The following is a 21,161-nucleotide window of genomic DNA, read 5'->3' as shown; positions in this document are numbered from 1 at the left end:
CCTTTCTTATCTTTCAGTTACGCTGAATGAAGCATCCAATCGATTTCCAGCGGGGTGACAGCCTTTTCAAAGTCGGCAAGTTCACGCTGCTTGCATGCTAGATAAAGCGAGATAAATGTTTGCGGGAGGTACATCGACATGAGCTCGCTTGATGCAAGCTTTATAAGTGCGTCCGGCATGCGTAAAGGTAACTCTACCGCATTGTCGGCCAGTTGTGGTGGGCATTGCTGTTCAGAAAAATGTTCGCTGGCAAGTACACCCGCTAAAATAACGGACGCAAGGATGTACGGATTCACATCCGCGCCGGCAATCCGATGTTCAATTCGGCGGTTGTGAGCGTCACTCATGGGAATCCGAAGGGCGACACCACGATGGTTTTCTCCCCAGTTTGCATGGGTCGGGGTATACATGGAGGCGGAAAAGCGACGATAAGCATTCACGTTCGGGCAGAGTAAAGCCATGGAATCCGGCATCATCGCCAGCATGGCAGCCAATGTCTGAAAATAAAAAGAACTGGCTTCGCCCTGATCATCAGTGAACAGGTTGCTGCCAGCCTGATCAACCACACTCAGGTGCATGTGCTTTCCGTTCCCTGCCTCATCAGCAAATGGTTTCGCCATGAAAGTCACATCAAAATCATGGGCCTGTGCGACCTGACGAATCAATCGTTTCGCCAGAATCACCTGATCACAGGCGTTCAGGACATCCTGCTGATGATTGAAGTTGATTTCGAACTGACCGGGCGCAGATTCAGATAATGCCCCCGAGGTATTTAAGCCTTGTTTGATCGCAGCATCGTTCAAGTCATGAAGGAATTCGGAGTAGTCATCCAGATTCTCGACATTGTAAACATCTGAACGATATTCACGGTCATGATGCACCGGGTTCAGCGGAGGCTGGATTCCGCCTTCAGTATCACGCTGTTTATCAAGCAGGTAAAACTCCAGCTCAATCGCCATCACGGGATACCAGCCTTTGCTGTGAATCTGGCTCATCAAATTTTCAAGCATGGTTCTGGGCGACAGCGCGATGGGCTGCTCACTTTTTGCGTCCATCATGGTCAGCATGATTTGAGCGACTTCGGGATTAAAGGTGGGGGTCAGTGTCCCCGGAATCGGGTAGCAGATATGATCCGGTTCGCCCAGGGCTTCCCCTAATCCTGCTTCTTCAACCACATTGCCTTCAATGCTCAGAGAAATTGTAGAAAGCGGGAGGTAAACCCCTTTTTCTACTTTTTCAATGCTTTCAATCGGAATACGTTTGCCTCTTGGCGTTGCATTGATGTCTGTAAAAATCAGATCGACAAACTTCGCTTCGGGCCATTTTTGTTTAAAATTTTTAACTTCTGTTTTAAATCCGTTCATTCACGAAACACCTCGTGTGGATACATCCTGTAACTTATATTTAACAGTTAAACGGTAAATGGCAACAATTGTGCGCAAAATGTTCAAAATATCGAACGTCGATCAAATTTTAGTAACAATAATGTAAATTGTGTGTTGATTTTCCTTCGTGCTCTAAGCTAGTTTTGTTCAATAAATCGAACATACACTGCAGGAGATATGCGAATGGATGCAACACAGACTGGCCCCGTGATTGGCGTTGTATGTTGTCAGAAATCACTGGATGCGTATGCCATTCAAAGTGTGAATGAGTTCTATCTCAATGCAGTCAAACAGTTTGGTGCAAACCCTGTATTGCTACCGGGCGGTTCAACAGAAGCAGAACTGAAGCAATTACTGAGCCTGGTGGACGGCGTGCTGCTGACGGGCAGCCACTCGAATGTTGCACCGTATCGCTATGGCGCAACCCATGAAGAAGCGAAAAAAGATGAAGGTCGCGATGCACTGTCTTTTGCGCTGATTGATTTCTGTATCCGACAAGAAGTCCCCATTCTGGGGATCTGCCGTGGTTTTCAGGAAATGAATGTGGCGCTTGGCGGAAGTCTGCATCCGAAAGTTCATGAAGTCGAAGGCTTTCAGGATCACCGCGAAAGCCCGCTGAATGATATGGCATTGAAGTATGCGCCGGCCCATCCGGTAAATATTTCGGACAACGGTACCTTTGCGCAGTGGTTGGCACCGCTGGATAACATTCAGGTGAATTCATTGCACGGGCAGGGCGTGAATCAACTTGCGCCCTGCCTGACGGTTGAAGCGGTTGCCCCCGATGGATTGGTTGAAGCCTTTAGTTTACAGGCCCACCCATTCTTTATTGGTGTGCAGTGGCACCCAGAATGGCAAGCCGATAAGAACCATTTTTCACGGATTTTGTTTGATCAGTTTATGATATCGGCTTCTGACCGAAGGAGCCTTAAAGATGGAAACAGAGTTAATTGGTAAAAAAATCGCACAGCTGAGAAAAGAGCACAAACTGTCGCAGCGTGAACTGGCGGAAAGAGCAGATATAACGCACAGCGCAATTTCATCGATTGAAAACAGCAAAGTCAGCCCGTCGGTCAGCTCGCTGCACAAAATTGTGAAAGTGTTTGGCATGTCCCTGTCGGAATTTTTCACACAGGACCAGACACCCGACGGTCGCCCCGTGGTGATCAGGCCTGAGCAACTGATTGAAATGGGCAATGAACAGGTTTCGATGAAACTGGTCTGCGATGGCCGAAAAGACAGACAGATGGGATTTCTGATTGAGCTGTATCAGCCTCATTCCAGTACCGGTCTGATTAGCATTAAACATGAAGGTGAGGAGAGCGGTACCGTTCTTGAGGGTGAAATTGAACTGACGCTGGGTGATAAAACTTATGTTATCCGCGAAAGTGAAAGTTACCTGTTCGATACCAGTATCCCGCATAAGTTTACGAATAAAACAGACAAAGTTTGCCGGATCATCAGCGCACATACACCGGCGAGTTTCTGATCACCAACAGGGAATAGCCTTGAGCTTCTGTCCTGACGGGGATCGCGTCTGAACCTCAAAAGGACAGCGTATGCATACTCAACAGCAATGGACAGCACGAAAAGAACAACTCAACATCGAAAGCAGGGCATTCATCAATGGTCAGTATCAAAATGCCCTGAGTGACCAAACTTTTCCGGTCATCAACCCGGCCACCGATGAACACATGGCAAGCGTTGCACGGTGTGATGCAAAAGACGCCGCTGCAGCCGTTGAAATGGCCCGGAGTGTATTTGAACGGGGTGACTGGCAGCATCAAAGCCCGGCACAGCGCAAAGCGGTCCTGATGGCATTCGCCGATCGGATTGATCAGGAACGCGAAACACTGGCTTTACTGGAAACGCTGGATACCGGGAAACCGATCAGCCACAGTTACAGCACGGACATTCCCGGCGCGGCCGCTGCCATCCGCTGGTACGCTGAAGCGATTGATAAAACCTACGGCGAAGTAGCAACCACGGAAGTGAATGTCCATGCCTATATCACGCATCAGCCGATTGGCGTTGTCGCCGCAATTGTTCCCTGGAATTTTCCGCTCTGGCTGGCCTGCTGGAAATTAGGTCCGGCGCTTGCGGCCGGGAACAGTGTCATTCTGAAACCTTCTGAAAAATCTCCGTTAACCGCGATTCATCTGGGCAAGCTGGCACAGCAGGCCGGGATTCCTGACGGTGTTTTCCAGGTGTTACCCGGCTACGGGCATGAAGTGGGGGATGCGCTGGCCCGTCATCCTGATGTCGACTGTATTACTTTTACCGGATCAACCCGTGTTGCCCGTCAGCTGATGATTTGCGCTGGTGAATCGAACATGAAGCGCGTGTGGGCTGAAGCGGGCGGCAAGAATGCCAACATCGTGTTCGCGGATTACAAAAACCTGGACAAGGCAGCTGCTGAAACCGCGGCAGGATGTTTTTACAATCAGGGGGAAGTCTGCGTCGCTGCAACCCGTCTGCTGGTTCACGCGAGTATTCATGACGCCTTTGTCGAGAAAGTGATCGCAGCGTCAGCAGCGTTTACGCCCAAAGATCCGCTGGATCCGGCTTCATCTATGGGCGCACTGATTGATCAGGCCCATAAAGACAAAGTACTCGATTATGTCGCTCAGGGGGAAGCGGCAGGAGCCACCGTGCTGTGTGGCGGTGATGTTGCCGGCCAGGGGGCGTTTGTCTCCCCGGTTGTTCTGGGCAATGTGACGAATGAGATGTCGGTTGCCCGTGAAGAAATCTTTGGCCCTGTTCTCTGTGTGATTCCATTTGAAACGGAAGAAGAGGCCATTGCCATTGCCAATGATTCCCCTTATGGCCTGGGTGCGGCCCTCTGGACATCGGATCTGGACCGTGCACACCGGGTTGCCAGACAACTTCAGGCGGGATCCGTCTGGATCAACAACTACAACGAAGGTGATATGACAGTACCGTTTGGCGGCTTCAAGCAAAGCGGTAATGGTCGGGATAAATCACTGCATGCCTTAGAGAAGTTCACGGAAGTAAAAACAACCTGGCTTCGTCTTGGTTCGTATTAAAAGGAGTTTTACTGTGATTGATCATACCGGTTCTTACTACGCCTCAACGGCGAACTTTACCCGCGAATTTCCAACACTGAAAGACAATATTGAGTGTGACATCTGTATTGTCGGTGCGGGGTTCAGTGGACTGTCATCCGCGCTGCATCTGGCTCAGAAGGGCTTCAAAGTGGTTGTGCTGGAAAGTGCAAAAGTTGGTTTTGGCGCAACGGGCCGAAATGGCGGCCAGATTGTGAACAGTTACAGCCGTGACGTGGATGTGATTGAAAAGCGCTACGACAAAAAAACATCAGATGCGCTGTGTAACATGATTTTTGAAGGCGGCGATATTATCCGTGGCCTGATTCAGGACCACAATATCGACTGTGATTACAAGCAGGGCGGATTGTTTACCGCGCTGAACCAGAAACAACTTGATGGCCTGAAACACCATAAAACCAACTGGGAACGGTACGGCAATGAAGATCTGCGCATGCTCGACAAAACCGAGTTGCAAACCATGGTCGGTACTGATGTCTATGAAGGAGGTTTGCTGGACATGCGTGGCGGCCATATTCATCCGCTGAAATTGGCTCTGGGTGAAGCTGAAGTCATTCTGGATCTGGGCGGACAAATCTTTGAGCAGTCTGCAGTGACCCGGATCGAGAAAGGTGCGAAGCCTGTCGCGCATACGGCCCAGGGCTCAGTGAAAGCGCAATATCTGGTGCTGGCGGGCAACGCTTATCTGGGGGGACTGGCACCGAATATCAGCAACAAAGCCATTCCCTGTGGTACTCAGGTCGTGACGACAGAACAGCTGTCTGACGCCTTGTGTGATGAGCTCCTGCCTCAGCGTTACTGTGTGGAAGATTGCAATTACCTGCTGGACTATTTCCGCATTACAGCAGACAACCGCATGCTCTTTGGTGGCGGGGTTGTGTATGGCGCCCGTGATCCGGAAAACGTCGAAAAACTGATCCGACCGAAGATGGAAAAAGTCTTCCCGCAGTTGAAAGGCGTGAAGCTGGATTATGCCTGGACGGGTAATTTCCTGCTGACTTACTCCCGCATGCCACAGTTTGGCAGTTTTGCCGACAATATTTATTACCTGCAAGGATACAGCGGCCATGGTGTGACCTGCACACATCTAGCCGGCAAATTGCTGGCAGAAGCACTGACCGGCCATGCAGAGCGTTTTGATGCTTTTTCGTCTCTGCGTCATTACGCTTTCCCGGGCGGACGCCATTTCCAGGTGCCGTTTACGGCGCTTGGGGCCGCTTACTATAACCTCCGCGATAAGCTCGCGATCTAAGGAACGGAAGAGGAAAAGAACTATGTCGAAGACAGTGACTTTTGCGTCTGTGCAGCTTGCGATGTCATGGGATATCGAAAACAACCTGAAGAAAATTGGTGATGCAGTGAAAGAAGCGGCATCCAATGGCACCAACGTGGTGGTTTTGCAGGAACTGTTTGCCGCCCCTTACTTCTGTAAAAAGCAGGTCGCTCAGTATTTTGATCTGGCGGAAGAAACCGGCAACAGCCCGCTGATTCGACAGATGAGTCAGTTGGCTCGCGAGTATAACGTTGTCATTCCTGTCAGTTATTTTGAAAAAGCCGGGAACAGCTTTTTTAATTCTCTGGTGATGATCGATGCCGATGGCACGGTTCTGGATAATTACCGTAAATCTCATATCCCGGATGGCCCGGGTTACAGCGAGAAGTTTTACTTCAGCCCTGGTGATACTGGCTTCAAGGTGTGGGAAACCCAATTTGGGAAGTTTGGTGTCGGGATCTGCTGGGATCAATGGTTTCCTGAGCAGGCTCGTTGTCTGGCACTGGCCGGTGCAGAAGCGATTTTCTACCCGACAGCGATTGGCTCGGAACCACAGGATCCGACGCTGGATTCACGGGATCACTGGCAGCGGACGATGCAGGGGCATTCCGCAGCGAATCTGGTCCCCGTGATTGCCGCTAACAGAACAGGTGTTGAAACCGACGACGGCATTGAAACGACGTTCTACGGTTCATCATTCATCACGGATCACACCGGGAAGAAGCTGGCGGAAGCGGATCGTCATGAAGAAACGATTATTTACGCCACCATTGATCTGGAAGCGACTGCAAAAGCACGCTACAGCTGGGGGTTGTTCCGGGATCGTCGTCCGGATCTTTATGGCCGAATCAACTCACTGACCGGTCAGTGATTCAGGCAAGCACAGGAAAGGAAGTTGGCCATGGAATTACAGGGCACCCCATTACAACACGGTTTTTATTTTCCTGCGGAGTTCGCTCCGCAGGAACAGGTTTGGCTGGCATGGCCGGAGCGGCCCGATAACTGGCGAGAGAATGCGAAGCCAGCGCAGCTCGCTTTTGTTGAAGTCGCGACGGCCATCAGCCAACATGCCCAGGTGTCCGTTGTTGCCAGTCCGGATCAGTTTCTCAATGCGACTCTGATGTTGCCAGAGCACATCAACGTTGTTGAGATGCCTCTGAACGATGCCTGGATACGGGACATTGGTCCGACGATTGTGATCAATGATGCGGGTGAGCGCCGCGGGATCAGCTGGCAGTTTAATGCCTGGGGGGGCGAAGTTGATGGACTCTATGCGCCATGGGATGACGACGACCGGGTCGCTGCACAGGTCTGTGAGCAATTGGCGCTGGATCATTACCGGGCACCTTTTGTTCTGGAAGGGGGGGCGATTCATACCGACGGGGAGGGCACCCTGTATACCACGAAAGAATGCCTGTTATCTGCCGGACGAAATCCGCATCTGACCCAGGCTCAGATTGAAGCTTATCTGGCGGAATATCTCTCGGTTCAAAAGATCATCTGGCTGCCGGATGGCTTGTTTAATGATGAAACAAACGGCCATGTTGATAATCTGTTACACGTGATTGCCCCGGCCGAAGTGGTGCTGAGCTGGTGTGACGATCCGGATGATCCGCAATACGAGATTTCACGACGGGCACTGGCGGTTCTCGAAAATGCCACCGATGCTCAAGGACGGGCGATCAAAGTACACAAAATTCTGATCCCCGGCCCCTTATCTCTGAGTGAGTCCGAAGCGGCAGGCATTGACGCTTCCGAAGGGATGAAGCGAGAAGCCGGGGAACGTTTAGGGGGCTCGTATGCCAACTTCCTGATGTGTAATCAAAAAGTGTTTCTGCCGTTACTTGATTCAGCGCGTGACCAGCAGGCCATTGATATCCTGAAAACGGCGTTACCGGATTACGAGATTATTGGTATTCCCGCCAGAGAAATTCTGCTGGGTGGTGGCAATATTCACTGTATTACACAACAAATCCCTCATGCACTTGCCAGCAAGACATGCTGACAAACCAGAGAAAACACAAGGTTTACTTATGCAGCAAATTCAAAATCCCAAATTGCTCACTTTTTTATGCGAGCCGTCTGACACTTCGCTGGCCGTGACCAACCCTGCGACCGGCGCTGTGCTGTGTCATATTCCAACCCAGAATGAGGCTGAGATTGTTGCAGCCATTGAGCGTGCCAATACCGCGCAGAAATCCTGGGCAAAAACCAGTGCGAAAGCACGCGCGGCGATTCTTCGTCGCTGGTATGAGCTGGTGATGGACAATCAGGATGATCTTGGCCGGCTGATGACGCTGGAGCAGGGCAAGCCGCTGGCAGAAGCCAAAGGTGAAGTGGCTTACGGGGCCAGTTTTATTGAATGGTTTGCGGAAGAAGCCAAACGCACTTATGGCGACAATATTCCCGGGCCAACTGCAGATAAGCGGATCGTGACCGTGAAGCAGCCCATTGGCGTGACTTGTGCGATCACACCCTGGAATTTCCCGATTGCCATGATCACCCGAAAAGCAGCTCCGGCACTGGCCGCTGGCTGTAGTTTTATCTGTAAACCTGCTAATCAGACACCGCTTTGTGCGTATGCGGTTGCCGAGCTGGCTTACGAGGCTGGCGTACCACGCGATTTGCTGCAGGTCGTTGTGAATGAATCATCCAGCATGGTTGGCAAGGTGTTTACCGATAGTCCAGTGATTCGCAAGCTGTCTTTTACCGGCTCAACCCGGGTCGGTAGCCTGCTGATGAAACAGTGTGCCGACAGCATCAAACGCACCTCAATGGAGCTGGGCGGCAATGCACCTTTCATTGTGTTTGATGATGCAGATATCGAGCTGGCCGTGAAAGGCGCCGTGGCATCGAAATTCCGGAATGCGGGCCAGACCTGTGTCTGTGCAAATCGTTTCTACGTTCATGAGGGTGTGTATGACCTGTTCATCGAGAAATTTAAAGCGGCTGTTGAAGCGCTCAAAGTGGGAGATGGACTGGAAGACGGGGTCACCATTGGCCCGGTGATTGATGAATCCGCCAAAGAGAAAATCATGCATCTGGCGGATCATACCGTGGCGCAGGGCGCAACTCTGGTGACGGGCGGCAACCCGCTGGCGGGGCTGTTCGTTCAGCCGACCATTTTAGCCAATGTCACCCATGACATGGATATCGTACAGGAAGAAATTTTCGGTCCGATCGCGCCTGTGATTCGCTTCAGCAGTGACGAAGAACTGATTCAGATGGCGAATGACACCATCTACGGTCTTGCGTCTTACTTCTACAGCCAGAACATCAACCGGATCTGGAAAGTCGCGGAAGCGCTGGAATACGGCATGGTTGGGATCAACGAAGGCATGATTTCAACAGAAGTTGCGCCGTTTGGTGGCGTGAAACAATCCGGGATCGGACGTGAAGGTGCCAAACAAGGCATTGATGAATACATGGACATTAAATATCTCTGCTTCGGCGGCATTCAGGCATAAGGAAGGTGAATGATGAGTAATCAAACATGGCAAACGCGTAAACAGCAGGTGATTGCACAAGGCATGGGGAATCTGAGCCCTATTTATGTTGAAAAAGCAAAGAACGCTGAAATCTGGGACATCGAAGGTAATCGGTATATCGATTTCGGTTCGGGGATTGCGGTGAACAACACCGGTCACTCGCACCCGCGTATTGTTGAAGCGGTCAAAGCGCAGGTGGAGAATTTTTCCCATACGTGTGCGATGGTCACGCCTTATACCTCGTTTGTTGAACTGGCAGAGCAACTGACTGAACGTGCGCCAGGCCCAACCGCGAAAAAAGTGGTGTTTCTGACCACTGGTGCTGAAGCGGTTGAGAATGCGATCAAAGTTGCACGTGCTCACACCAAACGTACCGGTGTGATCGCCTTTAAAGGCGGCTTCCATGGCCGAACAAATCTGACCATGGGACTAACCGGGAAGGTCGCGCCTTATAAAGCCGGATTCGGTCCTTTTCCGGGTGAGATTTATCACGCGCCTTATCCGAATGCATTCCACGGGATCAGTATTGAAGACAGTCTGCAGGCTATTGAAGACTTGTTTGCCTGTGATATCGAGCCTTCCCGTGTTGCCGCAATCATCTTTGAGCCCGTTCAGGGAGAGGGGGGCTTTTATCAGGCGCCACCAGCCTTTGCGCAAGCATTGCGTGCCCTGTGTGATAAACACGGTATTTTGCTGATTGCTGATGAAATTCAGACTGGTTTTGCACGGACAGGTAAATTTTTTGCGACTGAGTATCTGGGCATTGAGCCGGATCTGATGACCATGGCCAAAGGAATTGCAGGCGGTTTCCCGATTTCTGCAGTGGTTGGTAAAGCGGACATCATGGATGCTGCGGGTCCGGGTGGCTTGGGCGGAACCTATGCCGGTTCGCCTTTGGGCTGTGTGGCTGGCTTGGAAGTACTGAGCATTATCGACGAAGAGCAACTGTGTGAGAAAGCGCAAAAGATTGGTGAAGTGATGACCCGACATTTCCGGGCACTTCAGTCTGACTTTCCGGTGATTGGTGATGTCCGGAATCTGGGCGCAATGATTGCTGTCGAGTTCGTGGATCCGCAAACCAGTGCGCCACTGGCAGATCTGACCAAATCTCTGGTTGCTCAGGCCCGTGAAGAAGGCGTGATCCTGCTGTCTTGTGGTGTTAAAGGGAATGTGATTCGTTTTCTGCCTGCACTGACCATTGAAGACAGTATTCTGGAAGAGGGGATTGAGAAAGTGAGTAAAGCATTGGCCGCTCTGGTCTGATTGCCTCAGCGATTCTGAATATTATTTCAGCTCATCACAGAAACCGCTCGGAGATTTTCGGGCGGTTTTTTGTTAAATTACTGCTTTTTATACGATTTTCATCGTTCCTACATATTAGCTTCATCAAAGTGTCACCGGATGAAATTATGCTCCCGCCTCATTCAATCCATCTGTCAATACACAGACAGCAATGAACAATAAGAAAGGAGCATACAATGTGGAAGCGTGATGAGCAGGATTCGCAACTGACTCAAATGATTGAGGGAAAACTGTCGCGCCGTCGTTTTCTGACCGGAACGGCTGCCGCTGGTGCCGGTGCATTTCTTGCGGTCAATCCGGTTGCAAAAGCAGTCGCAGCAACTCCAACATCCTCTTTGCTGAATTTTGAAGCCGTGCCTGCTTCCACTGCCGACACAGTGACGGTTCCGAAAGGCTATAAAGCAACGCCACTGATGTCCTGGGGCGACCCGATTTTTACGGGTGCTCCCGAATTTGAACAGCATGGCAAGCAAGATTCTAAAGCGCAGGAACGCCAGTTTGGCGATAACACCGATGGCATGAGTTTCTTCCCGATCAGTGAAGATCGCGGAGTTTTGGCCATCAACAATGAGTACACCAATTACGAGTATCTGTTTGATCATCAGGGCGAGAAGATGACTGCGGACGATGTGCGTAAAGCGCAGGCTGCTGTGGGGATCACCATTGTTGAAGTGGTTCGTAAAAACGGCCAGTGGGCGATTGATCGCAGTGGTCAACGAAACCGCCGCATCACGGCCAATACACCGATGATGCTGACTGGGCCTGCTGCTGGTCATGATCTAATGAAAACGAAAGCGGATCCTGCCGGGATCAAGCCGTTGGGAACCTTTAACAACTGCGCCAACGGCCAGACGCCGTGGGGAACTTATCTGACCTGCGAAGAAAACTTTGATGATTTCTTCGGCAGTAATCAGAAGGGCGACGTCACGGCTGATCAGGCACGTTATGGCATTTCTGCGTCACCGAGTGATTACAAGTGGCATCAGCACGATGATCGTTTTGATGTTGTGAAAAACCCCAATGAAGCCAACCGCTTTGGCTGGATCGTGGAGATCGATCCGCACGATCCGTCGTCTACACCGATGAAGCGAACCGCTTTAGGCCGGTTCAAGCACGAGAATGCGGCGCTGACACTGAACGGTGATGGTCATGCCGTGGTGTATCTGGGTGACGATGAGCGGGGAGAGCACTTGTATAAGTTCGTTTCCAAACATCGTTATGAAAAAGGCAACGACGCCTCTAACCGGAAACTGCTGGAAGAAGGCACGCTGTATGTTGCAAAGTTCGACATGACCGGCGACCTGAAAGGGCGGGGTCAGTGGCTTGAACTGACATTCGGGAAAAATGGTCTGACGCCGGACAATGGCTTCAACGATCAGGCGGAAGTGGTCACCTTTGCCCGTCGTGCAGCAACTCAGGTGGGGGCGACAACCATGGATCGCCCGGAGTGGGTTGCGGTGCATCCGGATAACAAACATGTATTCTGTACCCTGACCAACAACAAAAACCGGGGCAAAGAAGGCCAGCCGGTTGGTGGTCCGAACCCGCGTCAAAAGAACCATTACGGCCAGATTCTGCGCTGGATGCCTTTGAATGGTGACCACACCAGCACAAGCTTTGTCTGGGATCTGTATCTGGTTGCGGGCAACCCGACGGTGCATCAGGGCGATTTGTATGCAGGCAGTGACAACATCAACGCTCAGAATATGTTTAACAGCCCGGACGGGATCGGGTTCGATACCGCAGGACGTTTGTGGATTCAGACAGACGGCAACTACTCGAATCAGGGGGATTTTGCCGGACAGGGGAATAATCAGATGCTGTGTGGCGATCCGATGACAGGCGAGATTCGCCGTTTTCTGACGGGCCCGGTGGCGTGTGAAATTACCGGTCTTGCGTTTTCACCCGATCATAAAACCATGTTCGTCGGTGTGCAGCATCCGGGTGAAGAAGGCGCACCGTCACACTTCCCATACGGAGGCACAACCAAACCCCGCTCTACGATCATGATGATTACCCGTGAAGATGGTGGCGTCATCGGCGCTTGATGTCTGAGCGACATTCTCCCGTCTTTTCTGCAAAAGCCCCTTGGTCAGCCAAGGGTTTTTTACATGAAGCGAAGTCACTCGCGCCCTATCAATCAGCGGTTGTCTGCCATTGGGGCGGGCGATGTGCCCTGAGTTTTTCAAGCAATGCCTGAAGCTTGGCTGGTGGCCTGCCGGAGGGATAATAACAAGCCACACAGGCAGGTTCTGCCCGCCATTGTGGTAAGCAGGGCACCAGATTACCCGGATGGGCTTGATTGTAACGAGACACAAACCAGGTGGGCAGCAAACCAATACCATGCCCCTTCACGATAGTATCAGACTGCAACACGACACTGTCACTGATGAGCCGTGATGTGGCCGCGGGTAAAGTCAAGACCTGATTCCCGTTGGTCAGGGTCAAGCCATCTTCATGGAACAGATTCAGATTCACCCACTCATGGGATAGCAGGTCATTGGGGTGTTCAGGTTGTCCGGCAAGCTCAAGATAAGCCGGTGAAGCAAACAGTCCATATTGCCAGTATCCGAGTACCTCACGGCGAAAGTTATTCTTCGGCGGCTTTCCGACCCAAATCATCAGGTCGACCTGATTTTCCAGATCCGGGACATATTGATCATGTAACCGGATATGAATATCGGGGTAGCAATGGAGAAAATCATCCAGCACTTCACTCATCCATCCACGAACCAGACTGTTATGAACGGCAATATTGAGCCGTCCGTGAATATTCTCATTGAATGCCTGCAATGCTTCTTTGCTTTGTGTGGCCAGTGCCAGCATTCGTTCACTGAAATCAAAAAAGATTTTTCCGGCAGCGGTGGGCTGTAAGCGGTTGCCCTGACGGGCAATCAGCGTTTGTCCGAGCTCAGCTTCTAACTGGCTGATGCGACGGCTGAAGGTGGATTTAGGTTGATTCAGTGCTTCTGCGGCAGCCGTCAGGCTTCGGTGCTGGCACAAGGCATGAAACGCTTTAATCGTGGCCAAATCTTGCATTGTTTCATATTCCTCTGGACCATTCGTTCCAAATATTGAACAAATGATTCACTCTTTGGTGCTTATATTCTCCACCCTAATCAATAGAATGCAGATGATTTTGAGAGTTATTATCATTTAGGAGAATATTGATGTCCAGTCGTATCCCTGTGTTTCTGCCTGTCAGTCTGGCAGTTGCGGCAGCAATGAGTGCTTCAGCGCAAGCTCAAGCGCAGAATCAGTACACAGAAACCATGGTCGTCACCGCGTCGGGTTTCGAGCAGGTGCAAACCGATGCACCTGCCAGTATCAGTGTGATTACCCGTGACGATCTCGAAAAGCGCTATTATCGGGATCTCACCGATGCACTGCGTGATGTACCTGGGGTTGTTGTTACAGGTGGGGGCGATAAAACGGATATAAGTATTCGTGGTATGGGCGCGAACTACACGTTGATTCTGGTCGATGGTAAGCGTCAGACATCTCGTCAAACGCGCCCGAACAGTGACAGTTCCGGCATTGAACAGGGCTGGGTGCCACCATTGCAGGCGATTGAGCGGATTGAGGTCATTCGTGGTCCGATGTCAACGCTTTATGGTTCAGACGCCATTGGTGGTGTGATTAACATTATTACCCGTAAATTCGATCACACCTGGTCTGGTAATGTTCAGCTCGACACAATCTATCAGGAAAATCGCAAGTCCGGTGACCAGAACAGTGCCAACTTCTTCTTGAATGGCCCGTTTGGCAGCGACAAGCTGGGGATGCAGTTATATGGCCAGGTCACGCAGCGTGATGAAGATGAGATCCCTCACGGATTCGAAGATAAAGATCTGCGCAGTGTGACGTCTAAACTGCTGTACAGCCTGACTGATAATCATGATCTGACGCTGGAACTGGGTGCTTCTGAGCAAAACCGTATCGGTACTGTGGGCAAATCGGTGCCGACAGAAGGTTGTCGCGGCGGTTGTGAAGATTCGGAAGATGAATACCGCCGGACATATGCAGCGCTGACGCATCAGGGCAACTGGGGTTTTGCGACATCCACGACGGACATCCAGCGGGAGGTCAATAAAAACTACAGTCGTCAGATCGAGGAAGTGAATACGCTGGCGAAAACCAGCTGGGTTGTGCCGGTCAGCAATCACCTGCTGGTGACCGGGGCAGAATTCAGCTATGCAGAGCTGGATGATCAAACCACCAACCAGGTGTCAGACCGGACTCACATTAACAATCAGCAATGGGCAGTGTTCCTGGAAGATGAATGGCGCTTGACCGACAGCTTCTCGCTGACTCTGGGCGGACGGATTGACGATGATGAAAACTTCGGCAGTCATTTCAGCCCGAGAGCTTATGGTGTCTGGCGTGCAACCGATGACTGGACCTTTAAAGGCGGTGTATCTACGGGGTATCGATCTCCGACACTGCGTGATATCACCCCGGATTGGGGCCGGGTCAGCCGGGGCGGAAACATTTACGGTAACCCGGATTTGAAGCCGGAAACGTCCGTGAATACCGAACTCGCGATGATTTACTCATCTCTGGAGAACACGGTATTCAGTTTGACGGTGTTTTATAACCAGTTTGAAGACAAAATTACCCGGGTGACTTGTCCTGCATCAATTTGTACGGACGGGCCGAACCAGTTTGGAGCGGATCCGACCTATCAGGTCAACATCAATGAAGCAACAACCCAGGGTGTAGAGCTGAGTTATGCGACTTATCTGACCGAAAGTCTGCAGGCCAATGCAAGTTATACCTACACCGACTCAGAGCAAAAATCCGGTGAGTATCAAGGGCGTCCGCTGAACCAGTTGCCGGTGCATCTTGCGACACTGGGCACAGACTGGCAGGCGACTGAAAAGCTGAACCAATGGCTGAAAGTGACGTATCGCGGCAAAGAAAATGATCCGGTGACCACACCGTCCAGTTCAACCATTGTTGAACCCGCCTATACCTTTGTGGATCTCGGAATCGGTTATCAGCTCACCGATCAGGCCAAACTCAAGGCTGCGGTCTACAACGTTCTCGACAAAGAAGTGGCCTATGAGGACCACGAATACATTGAAGACGGACGTCGTTACTGGCTGGGACTGGATATTGCTTTCTGAGGTCGTTGACCGGGGGTAATCCCTTGAAATCAAGTCGTGGTCAAGCCTGAGAAGTATGGTATAATCCGCCGCTAAATTTCATCCCCGTTGTGAGCTATATCACAGGTATGCAGCGGGGATTTTCTTTGTGTTAGAGCGTTTTACCGGAGCAATACTTTGCACTTTAAAGATCTTGGTCTTGACCAGCGACTGTTGAAAAAATTGAATCACATGGCCTTTGAGCAGGCGACAGAGATCCAGCAGCAAGCGATCCCTGTGGCGATTGCTGGGAAGGATTTGCTGGCATCCTCGAAAACCGGTTCCGGTAAAACACTGGCGTTTCTGCTGCCTGCCATGCAACGCATGTATCGCGGTAAGCCATTCACGAAGCGTGATCCACGCGTGGTCATCCTGACGCCCACCCGCGAACTGGCAAAACAAGTTTACGCACACTTGCGGATGCTCAATGCTGGCACACCTTATGACAGCGCCTTGATTGTCGGGGGAGAAAACTTCAACGATCAGGTGAAAGCATTTCGTAAAGACCCGATGTTTGTGGTAGCGACCCCAGGCCGTCTGGCGGATCATCTGGAGCACCGCAGTACGCACCTTAATGGCCTTGAGATGCTGATTCTGGACGAAGCCGACCGCATGCTGGATCTGGGCTTCGCGCCACAGTTGCGTAAAATTCATCAGGCCGCCGATCACCGTCGTCGCCAGACGCTGATGTTCTCGGCCACACTGGATGATGCCGAAGTGCTGGATATTGCTTCGGAAATGCTGATTGATCCAAAGCGGATTGCGGTGGGACATGCGGCACAGGATCATGGTGATATTGAGCAGCGCTTTGTGCTTTGTGATCATCTGGACCATAAACAGGCAATTTTGGATCGTCTGCTGGCGCAGGAAGATTACGATCAGGTGATTATTTTTACTGCGACCCGTGAGGATACTGACCGCCTGACGGCTTTACTGAATGAGCGGAAGCTCAAAGCCATTGCACTGAGCGGAAATCTGACCCAGCCCCAGCGCAGCAGTATTATGAGTCAGTTTGAACGGAACGTTCATAAAATTCTGGTGACAACAGATGTTGCCTCACGTGGCCTGGACATCAGTAAAGTTTCCCACGTCATTAACTTCGATATGCCAAAGCATGCGGAAGAATATGTTCACCGGATTGGCCGGACAGGGCGTGCCGGAAACAAAGGTGACGCAGTGTCGCTGGTGGGTCCGAAAGATTGGAAAAGCTTTAAAAGTGTTGAAGCTTTCCTGCAAAAACGAATCACTTTCACAGCACTGGAAGGACTGGAAGGGAAATTTAAAGGCCTGAAACCCGCGCCGAAGAAGAAATTTACGCCAAAGAAAAATGCGACGGTGAAACCGAAGCAAGATTCGCAAAAAGCGGCGCCAAAAGCGAAGAAGAAAATGGATAAACGCTTTTATGAGAACATGGCAGTGGGGGACAATGTCTTCATTCCGAAGAAGAAGAAACCTGCCACACCGACTTCAGGCGAATAAATCGTTGTCATGTATCCAAGGAACAGGCCAGCACATTGCTGGCCTGTTTTGGTTTTGGTATTCCTGAAAATTCAGGTTGTGATTTCAGCCATGCGGTTTCGACAAATGCTGTACCAACGCTTTGACAAACCTTGCCGCTTCACCCCCGGTACAGGCTCTGTGGTCAAAGGTAACCGAAAGTGGCATTGCCTTCACCATCACAGGTTTGTGTTGTTGCAGAATCAGTTTATCAACCAAACGACCTGCACCAACGATGGCGACTTGAGGTGGCGTCACGACTGGTGTTGCGTACAATCCGGCAATGGCACCGAAGTTCGACAGGGTAATGGTGGCATGCTGAAATTCTTCCCGGCCAATTTTTCTGGCCCGAATCCCTTCTGCGGTTTCATTGATCCAGCGCCGAATGCCTTTGGGATTTAAACTTGCTGCATCTCTCAGGACCGGGACATATAAGCCATGTGGGCTGTCGACTGCGATACCGATATTGACCTTGTGGTGAACACAGCGGGTCATGGTTTCCGCATCAAACCAGGCATTCAGGGCTGGCTCCTGTTCACAGGCACTGACGACCGCCTGAATCAGACGGGAAGTGATATCTTCATCTTTCGCCCATTTGTCGAGCAATGCTTCTTCGGTTATCGTGACAGCAGCCACCTGCTGATGAGATTCCGTCATGCTGCCGACCATGGTGCGACGGGCACCTTTCAGCACTTCCGTGCCCGGCAATTGTTGATCGCAGGCGCGATAGACATCCGCTTCGACAATAATGCCGCTCGGACCGGAGCCTGTGATTTTTTTCAGGTTTACGCCAAGTTTTTGGGCCAGCATGCGTGCGGCCGGTAAAGCACTGATTTGTTCAGCGGACGGTTTTACCTGACTGCCAATCCAGAATTCATCCGCACTGACTTGCTGTGCGTGAGAAACATTGCCTACGACTGTCGCAGCATCGGCACGTTGTTTATTTTTCTCTTTTTCTGCGTTTTCATCCGGACCGTCCGTTGCGTTGGTTTCATCGATTTCAAGTAACAGACTGCCGATGGAAATCACATCACCCGCTTCACCATGGCGACTTTTAATGGTACCGCTATAGGGGGCGGGCACTTCCACGGTCGCTTTGGCCGTTTCCACGGTCAGAACAACCTGATCGACTTCGACGGTGTCACCCACCTGAACGTGCCATTCGATTATTTCTGATTCTGCGAGTCCTTCGCCGAGATCAGGCAAGGTAAAAGGTTTCATTTCCACCCCTCCACAAGTTGTTTAGCCGCAATGACAATGTCGTCTTTTTGAATCATGAAATAGTCTTCATTGCGGTAATAAGGCATCACTGTGTCGTAACCCGTTACGCGGATTGGCGGTGCTTTCAGTAAACACATTGCTTTTTCAGACACCTGAGCCAGCAGTTCTGCGCCAACACCGCAGGTTTTACTGGCTTCATGGACAACGAGTAACCGGCCGGTTTTTTCCAGTGAGGCAATAATAGTGCTCATATCAATTGGCTTGATCGAGGCCAGATCAATGACTTCAGCTTCGATTCCCATTTTGGACAGTTCATTCACAGCCTGAAGGGATTCGACGACACAGGCACCCCAGGTGACCAAAGTCAGATCGCGTCCTTTACGTAAGGTAAAGCAGGTGTCCAGAGGCAGGGCTTCACCATTATCAATCACATCTGATTTTACGGTCCGGTAGATACGCTTCGGTTCGAAGAACATGACGGGATCATTACTGCGAATGGCCGCCAGTAATAATCCATAAGCGCGTTTGGGAGAAGACGGGATTACCACTTTCAGACCAGCCGTGTGGGCAAACATCGCCTCAATGCTTTCTGAGTGGTGCTCCGGTGCATGAATTCCGCCGCCAAAAGGCGCACGAAAAACTGCAGGGCAGGTGAGTCGCCCCCGGGTTCTGTTTCGCCAGCGCGCCGCATGGCAGATCAAATGTTCCATCGCCGGGAAGACAAACCCCTGAAACTGAAACTCAGCGACCGGGCGTAATCCCTGGCTGGCCATCCCGACAGTGACTCCGCCGATGAGCGCTTCTGCCAGTGGTGTATCTATCACGCGTTTCAGCCCGAATTTTTGCTTCAGGCCAACCGTTGCGCGGAAAACCCCGCCGTTATCACCGACATCTTCGCCCAGAACGACCACATTGGGATCGCTTTCCATTTCATGATGCAGGGCCAGATTTACGGCTTCCAGCATTGTCATCTCAGCCATGGTGACCTCCTTGCATCCGCATTGCTTTTTCAATGATTGCATCCCGCTGCGCCCGAATTTCTTCCGTGGGTTGTTCATACAGGTAGTCAAATGCGGTTTCCGGTGGTTGTGGTGCAATGTCCAGATAGCGTTTCACCGCCTGTTCGACCGTTTCACGGCATTGCGCCAGCCAGGCTTTCTCTTCTTCATCTGACCAGGCATTTTGCGACATCAGATAAGCTTTCAAGCGTTTTACCGGCTCGTACTGCCAGGCTTGCTGAAGTTCATCTTCGCTGCGGTAACGGCTGGCATCATCCGCTGTTGTGTGATCGCCCAAGCGATAGCTGATGGCTTCAATTAAGGTTGCACCTTTGCCTTTTCGGGCGCGATCCAGACTTTTCATCAGGACGTCATACATGGCGATAATGTCGTTTCCATCCACAGCAATACCGGGAATACCGGCGCCTTTAGCTTTCTCCGACAAGTATTCAGCACCACATTGCAACTTCCGGGGAACAGAGATTGCCCATTGGTTATTGTTGATGACAAAGACCAGCGGAATATTCCACGCACCGGCGCAGTTAATGGATTCGAGAAAATCACCTTTCGAGGTTGCACCGTCGCCACAGGTTACCAGCGCAGCATGATGTCCGCCCTGAATTTTCAGGGCAGCAGCGACCCCGACAGCATGCGTGCATTGGGTTGCAATCGGCACACAGAAGGGCAGATCGTGGCAGTGCTGATCGTCCAGTGTGAAATCACTACCGCGTTCATCACCTCCCCAGTACTGAAGATTCTTTTCCATCGCGATCCCACGTGCCCACATCGCTGGCATATCCCGGTAGTAAGGGATAAAGACATCGTCTTTGCGAAGCGAACGGCCGACGGCAATCCCAATGGCTTCTGACCCCAGATGAGAAGGGTAAGTCCCCAGTTTCCCCGTGCGCTGGAGTGCGACCGCTTTGTTATCGTAAACCCTTGTCAGCACCATATCCCGGTAAAATCCTTGCAGGGTTTCCAGGGTTGCCCATTCTGGCAGGGACGCAACAGCTTGCCCCTGATAGTCCAGAAAGCGGTGCATGCTTAAGGCTTGAACATTCATATCAAGCTCCTTCTGAGCTGCTTGAATTGTTGAGCAGCAAATGAACAATGGTTGATAGCATCATGCCAACGTTGCATAGTATGCATTTGTAAATTCTTGGTTTGGTGAACACCTCTAATTGTAATCAAAGTGTTAAAACTTGCTTTGGTGAATGGCGGTGAACTGAGTAAAGAATTCGGTACAGTGCTCAAGTAACCAGTGAGTTATGCTGGTTTTAAAATGGCTTAAGGGAGATATTTGGATGAAGCTGATGGGAATCGCAAGACGAAAAGCGTCACGTGCTGTTATGGAAGAATTGCAATTTGTGAATGTTTCGCCAGAAAAAGGCGTGGAAGGTGATTTTCGGGGAAAACCGGGCAAACGCCAGGTGACTGTGCTGAGTCTGGACGCCTGGACAGATGCCTGTCAGGAAGTCGGTGAATCTTTACCCTGGACAATTCGCCGTGCCAACCTGCTGGTTGAAGGAACGCGTTTTTCTCAAGCCAATGTGGGGGATGTGATTCAGATTGGTCAGCTCCGATTAAAGGTAACGCGAGAAACCGATCCTTGCCCCAGAATGGATGAGCAGTTTCAGGGCATGACACAGGCACTTAAACCTGACTGGCGCGGAGGCGTTTGCTGTACTGTGCTGTCCGGAGGAAGGATCCAACTGGGGGATACGGTCCGTATCGAATCCGGAAATGCCGTTCAGGAATAACAGC

General features: G+C 51.2%; 17 protein-coding genes. 12 read left to right on the top strand and 5 right to left on the bottom strand.

The window, feature by feature from the left end; translation table 11 throughout:
* Nucleotides 1–17 precede the first annotated feature (17 nt).
* Nucleotides 18–1,364, bottom strand: a complete 1,347-nt coding sequence (locus Q4579_RS12610; RefSeq protein WP_303564694.1) for a glutamine synthetase family protein — start codon at nucleotides 1,362–1,364, stop codon at nucleotides 18–20.
* Between the two features lie 204 nt (nucleotides 1,365–1,568).
* Between Q4579_RS12610 and Q4579_RS12605 the strand changes: the two genes are divergently transcribed.
* The 9 genes from Q4579_RS12605 (at nucleotide 1,569) to Q4579_RS12565 (ending at nucleotide 12,582) form a co-directional block, all read left to right on the top strand.
* Nucleotides 1,569–2,342 (top strand): gamma-glutamyl-gamma-aminobutyrate hydrolase family protein, encoded by a 774-nt coding sequence (locus Q4579_RS12605; RefSeq protein WP_303564693.1) that lies wholly within the window; start codon nucleotides 1,569–1,571, stop codon nucleotides 2,340–2,342.
* A complete protein-coding gene (puuR, locus tag Q4579_RS12600; RefSeq protein WP_303564692.1) occupies nucleotides 2,320–2,874 on the top strand; it encodes an HTH-type transcriptional regulator PuuR in 555 nt (184 codons plus the stop codon). The genes Q4579_RS12605 and puuR overlap by 23 nt, the downstream gene beginning before the upstream one ends.
* Nucleotides 2,875–2,944: 70 nt before the next feature.
* The gene (locus Q4579_RS12595) at nucleotides 2,945–4,432 is read left to right on the top strand and encodes an aldehyde dehydrogenase (protein WP_303564691.1); all 1,488 of its coding nucleotides are present in this window, start codon (nucleotides 2,945–2,947) and stop codon (nucleotides 4,430–4,432) included.
* A gap of 13 nt (nucleotides 4,433–4,445) precedes the next feature.
* Nucleotides 4,446–5,723, top strand: coding sequence for an FAD-binding oxidoreductase (locus Q4579_RS12590; protein WP_303564689.1), 1,278 nt, complete (start codon nucleotides 4,446–4,448; stop codon nucleotides 5,721–5,723).
* A gap of 22 nt (nucleotides 5,724–5,745) precedes the next feature.
* Nucleotides 5,746–6,615, top strand: coding sequence for an N-carbamoylputrescine amidase (gene aguB / locus Q4579_RS12585; RefSeq protein ID WP_303564687.1), 870 nt, complete (start codon nucleotides 5,746–5,748; stop codon nucleotides 6,613–6,615).
* Nucleotides 6,616–6,645: 30 nt separating this feature from the next.
* Nucleotides 6,646–7,749, top strand: a complete 1,104-nt coding sequence (aguA, locus tag Q4579_RS12580) for an agmatine deiminase (RefSeq protein WP_303564686.1) — start codon at nucleotides 6,646–6,648, stop codon at nucleotides 7,747–7,749.
* 28 nt (nucleotides 7,750–7,777) lie between these two features.
* Nucleotides 7,778–9,211 (top strand): NAD-dependent succinate-semialdehyde dehydrogenase, encoded by a 1,434-nt coding sequence (locus tag Q4579_RS12575; protein ID WP_303564685.1) that lies wholly within the window; start codon nucleotides 7,778–7,780, stop codon nucleotides 9,209–9,211.
* A gap of 12 nt (nucleotides 9,212–9,223) precedes the next feature.
* On the top strand, nucleotides 9,224–10,495 hold the full coding sequence (gabT, locus tag Q4579_RS12570) for a 4-aminobutyrate--2-oxoglutarate transaminase (RefSeq protein WP_303564684.1): 1,272 nt from the start codon (nucleotides 9,224–9,226) through the stop codon (nucleotides 10,493–10,495).
* Nucleotides 10,496–10,710: 215 nt separating this feature from the next.
* The gene (locus Q4579_RS12565; protein ID WP_303564683.1) at nucleotides 10,711–12,582 is read left to right on the top strand and encodes a PhoX family phosphatase; all 1,872 of its coding nucleotides are present in this window, start codon (nucleotides 10,711–10,713) and stop codon (nucleotides 12,580–12,582) included.
* 88 nt (nucleotides 12,583–12,670) lie between these two features.
* Here Q4579_RS12565 and Q4579_RS12560 read toward each other — a convergent pair whose 3' ends face one another.
* Nucleotides 12,671–13,573, bottom strand: coding sequence for a LysR family transcriptional regulator (locus tag Q4579_RS12560; RefSeq protein WP_303564681.1), 903 nt, complete (start codon nucleotides 13,571–13,573; stop codon nucleotides 12,671–12,673).
* A gap of 131 nt (nucleotides 13,574–13,704) precedes the next feature.
* Between Q4579_RS12560 and Q4579_RS12555 the strand changes: the two genes are divergently transcribed.
* Together Q4579_RS12555 and Q4579_RS12550 are read left to right on the top strand one after the other, a co-directional pair.
* The gene (locus Q4579_RS12555; RefSeq protein ID WP_303564680.1) at nucleotides 13,705–15,663 is read left to right on the top strand and encodes a ligand-gated channel protein; all 1,959 of its coding nucleotides are present in this window, start codon (nucleotides 13,705–13,707) and stop codon (nucleotides 15,661–15,663) included.
* 210 nt (nucleotides 15,664–15,873) lie between these two features.
* Nucleotides 15,874–17,160, top strand: a complete 1,287-nt coding sequence (locus Q4579_RS12550) for a DEAD/DEAH box helicase (RefSeq protein ID WP_303564716.1) — start codon at nucleotides 15,874–15,876, stop codon at nucleotides 17,158–17,160.
* 84 nt (nucleotides 17,161–17,244) lie between these two features.
* On the opposite strand, the gene Q4579_RS12545 is transcribed toward Q4579_RS12550, so the two are convergent.
* From Q4579_RS12545 to pdhA, 3 genes are read right to left on the bottom strand one after another with little or no spacing between them, the layout of a single operon-like run.
* Nucleotides 17,245–18,399 carry a dihydrolipoamide acetyltransferase family protein gene (locus Q4579_RS12545; protein ID WP_303564678.1) on the bottom strand — a complete coding sequence of 385 codons (1,155 nt, stop codon included), beginning with the start codon at nucleotides 18,397–18,399 and terminating at the stop codon, nucleotides 17,245–17,247.
* Nucleotides 18,396–19,379: an alpha-ketoacid dehydrogenase subunit beta gene (locus Q4579_RS12540; RefSeq protein WP_211651675.1), complete on the bottom strand. Its 984-nt coding sequence runs from the start codon at nucleotides 19,377–19,379 to the stop codon at nucleotides 18,396–18,398. Before Q4579_RS12540 ends, Q4579_RS12545 begins: the two co-directional genes overlap by 4 nt.
* Nucleotides 19,372–20,460 (bottom strand): pyruvate dehydrogenase (acetyl-transferring) E1 component subunit alpha, encoded by a 1,089-nt coding sequence (pdhA, locus tag Q4579_RS12535; protein WP_303564677.1) that lies wholly within the window; start codon nucleotides 20,458–20,460, stop codon nucleotides 19,372–19,374. Before pdhA ends, Q4579_RS12540 begins: the two co-directional genes overlap by 8 nt.
* Before the next feature lie 241 nt (nucleotides 20,461–20,701).
* Between pdhA and Q4579_RS12530 the strand changes: the two genes are divergently transcribed.
* Nucleotides 20,702–21,157, top strand: a complete 456-nt coding sequence (locus Q4579_RS12530; protein ID WP_303564676.1) for an MOSC domain-containing protein — start codon at nucleotides 20,702–20,704, stop codon at nucleotides 21,155–21,157.
* Nucleotides 21,158–21,161 lie beyond the last annotated feature (4 nt).

Source organism: Photobacterium sp. 1_MG-2023 (genome assembly GCF_030547945.1).
In the GTDB taxonomy this organism is placed as follows: Bacteria; Pseudomonadota; Gammaproteobacteria; order Enterobacterales; family Vibrionaceae; genus Photobacterium.
The sequence above is the reverse complement of the archived record's forward strand: the minus strand, read 5'-3'. Positions and strand labels throughout refer to the sequence as shown.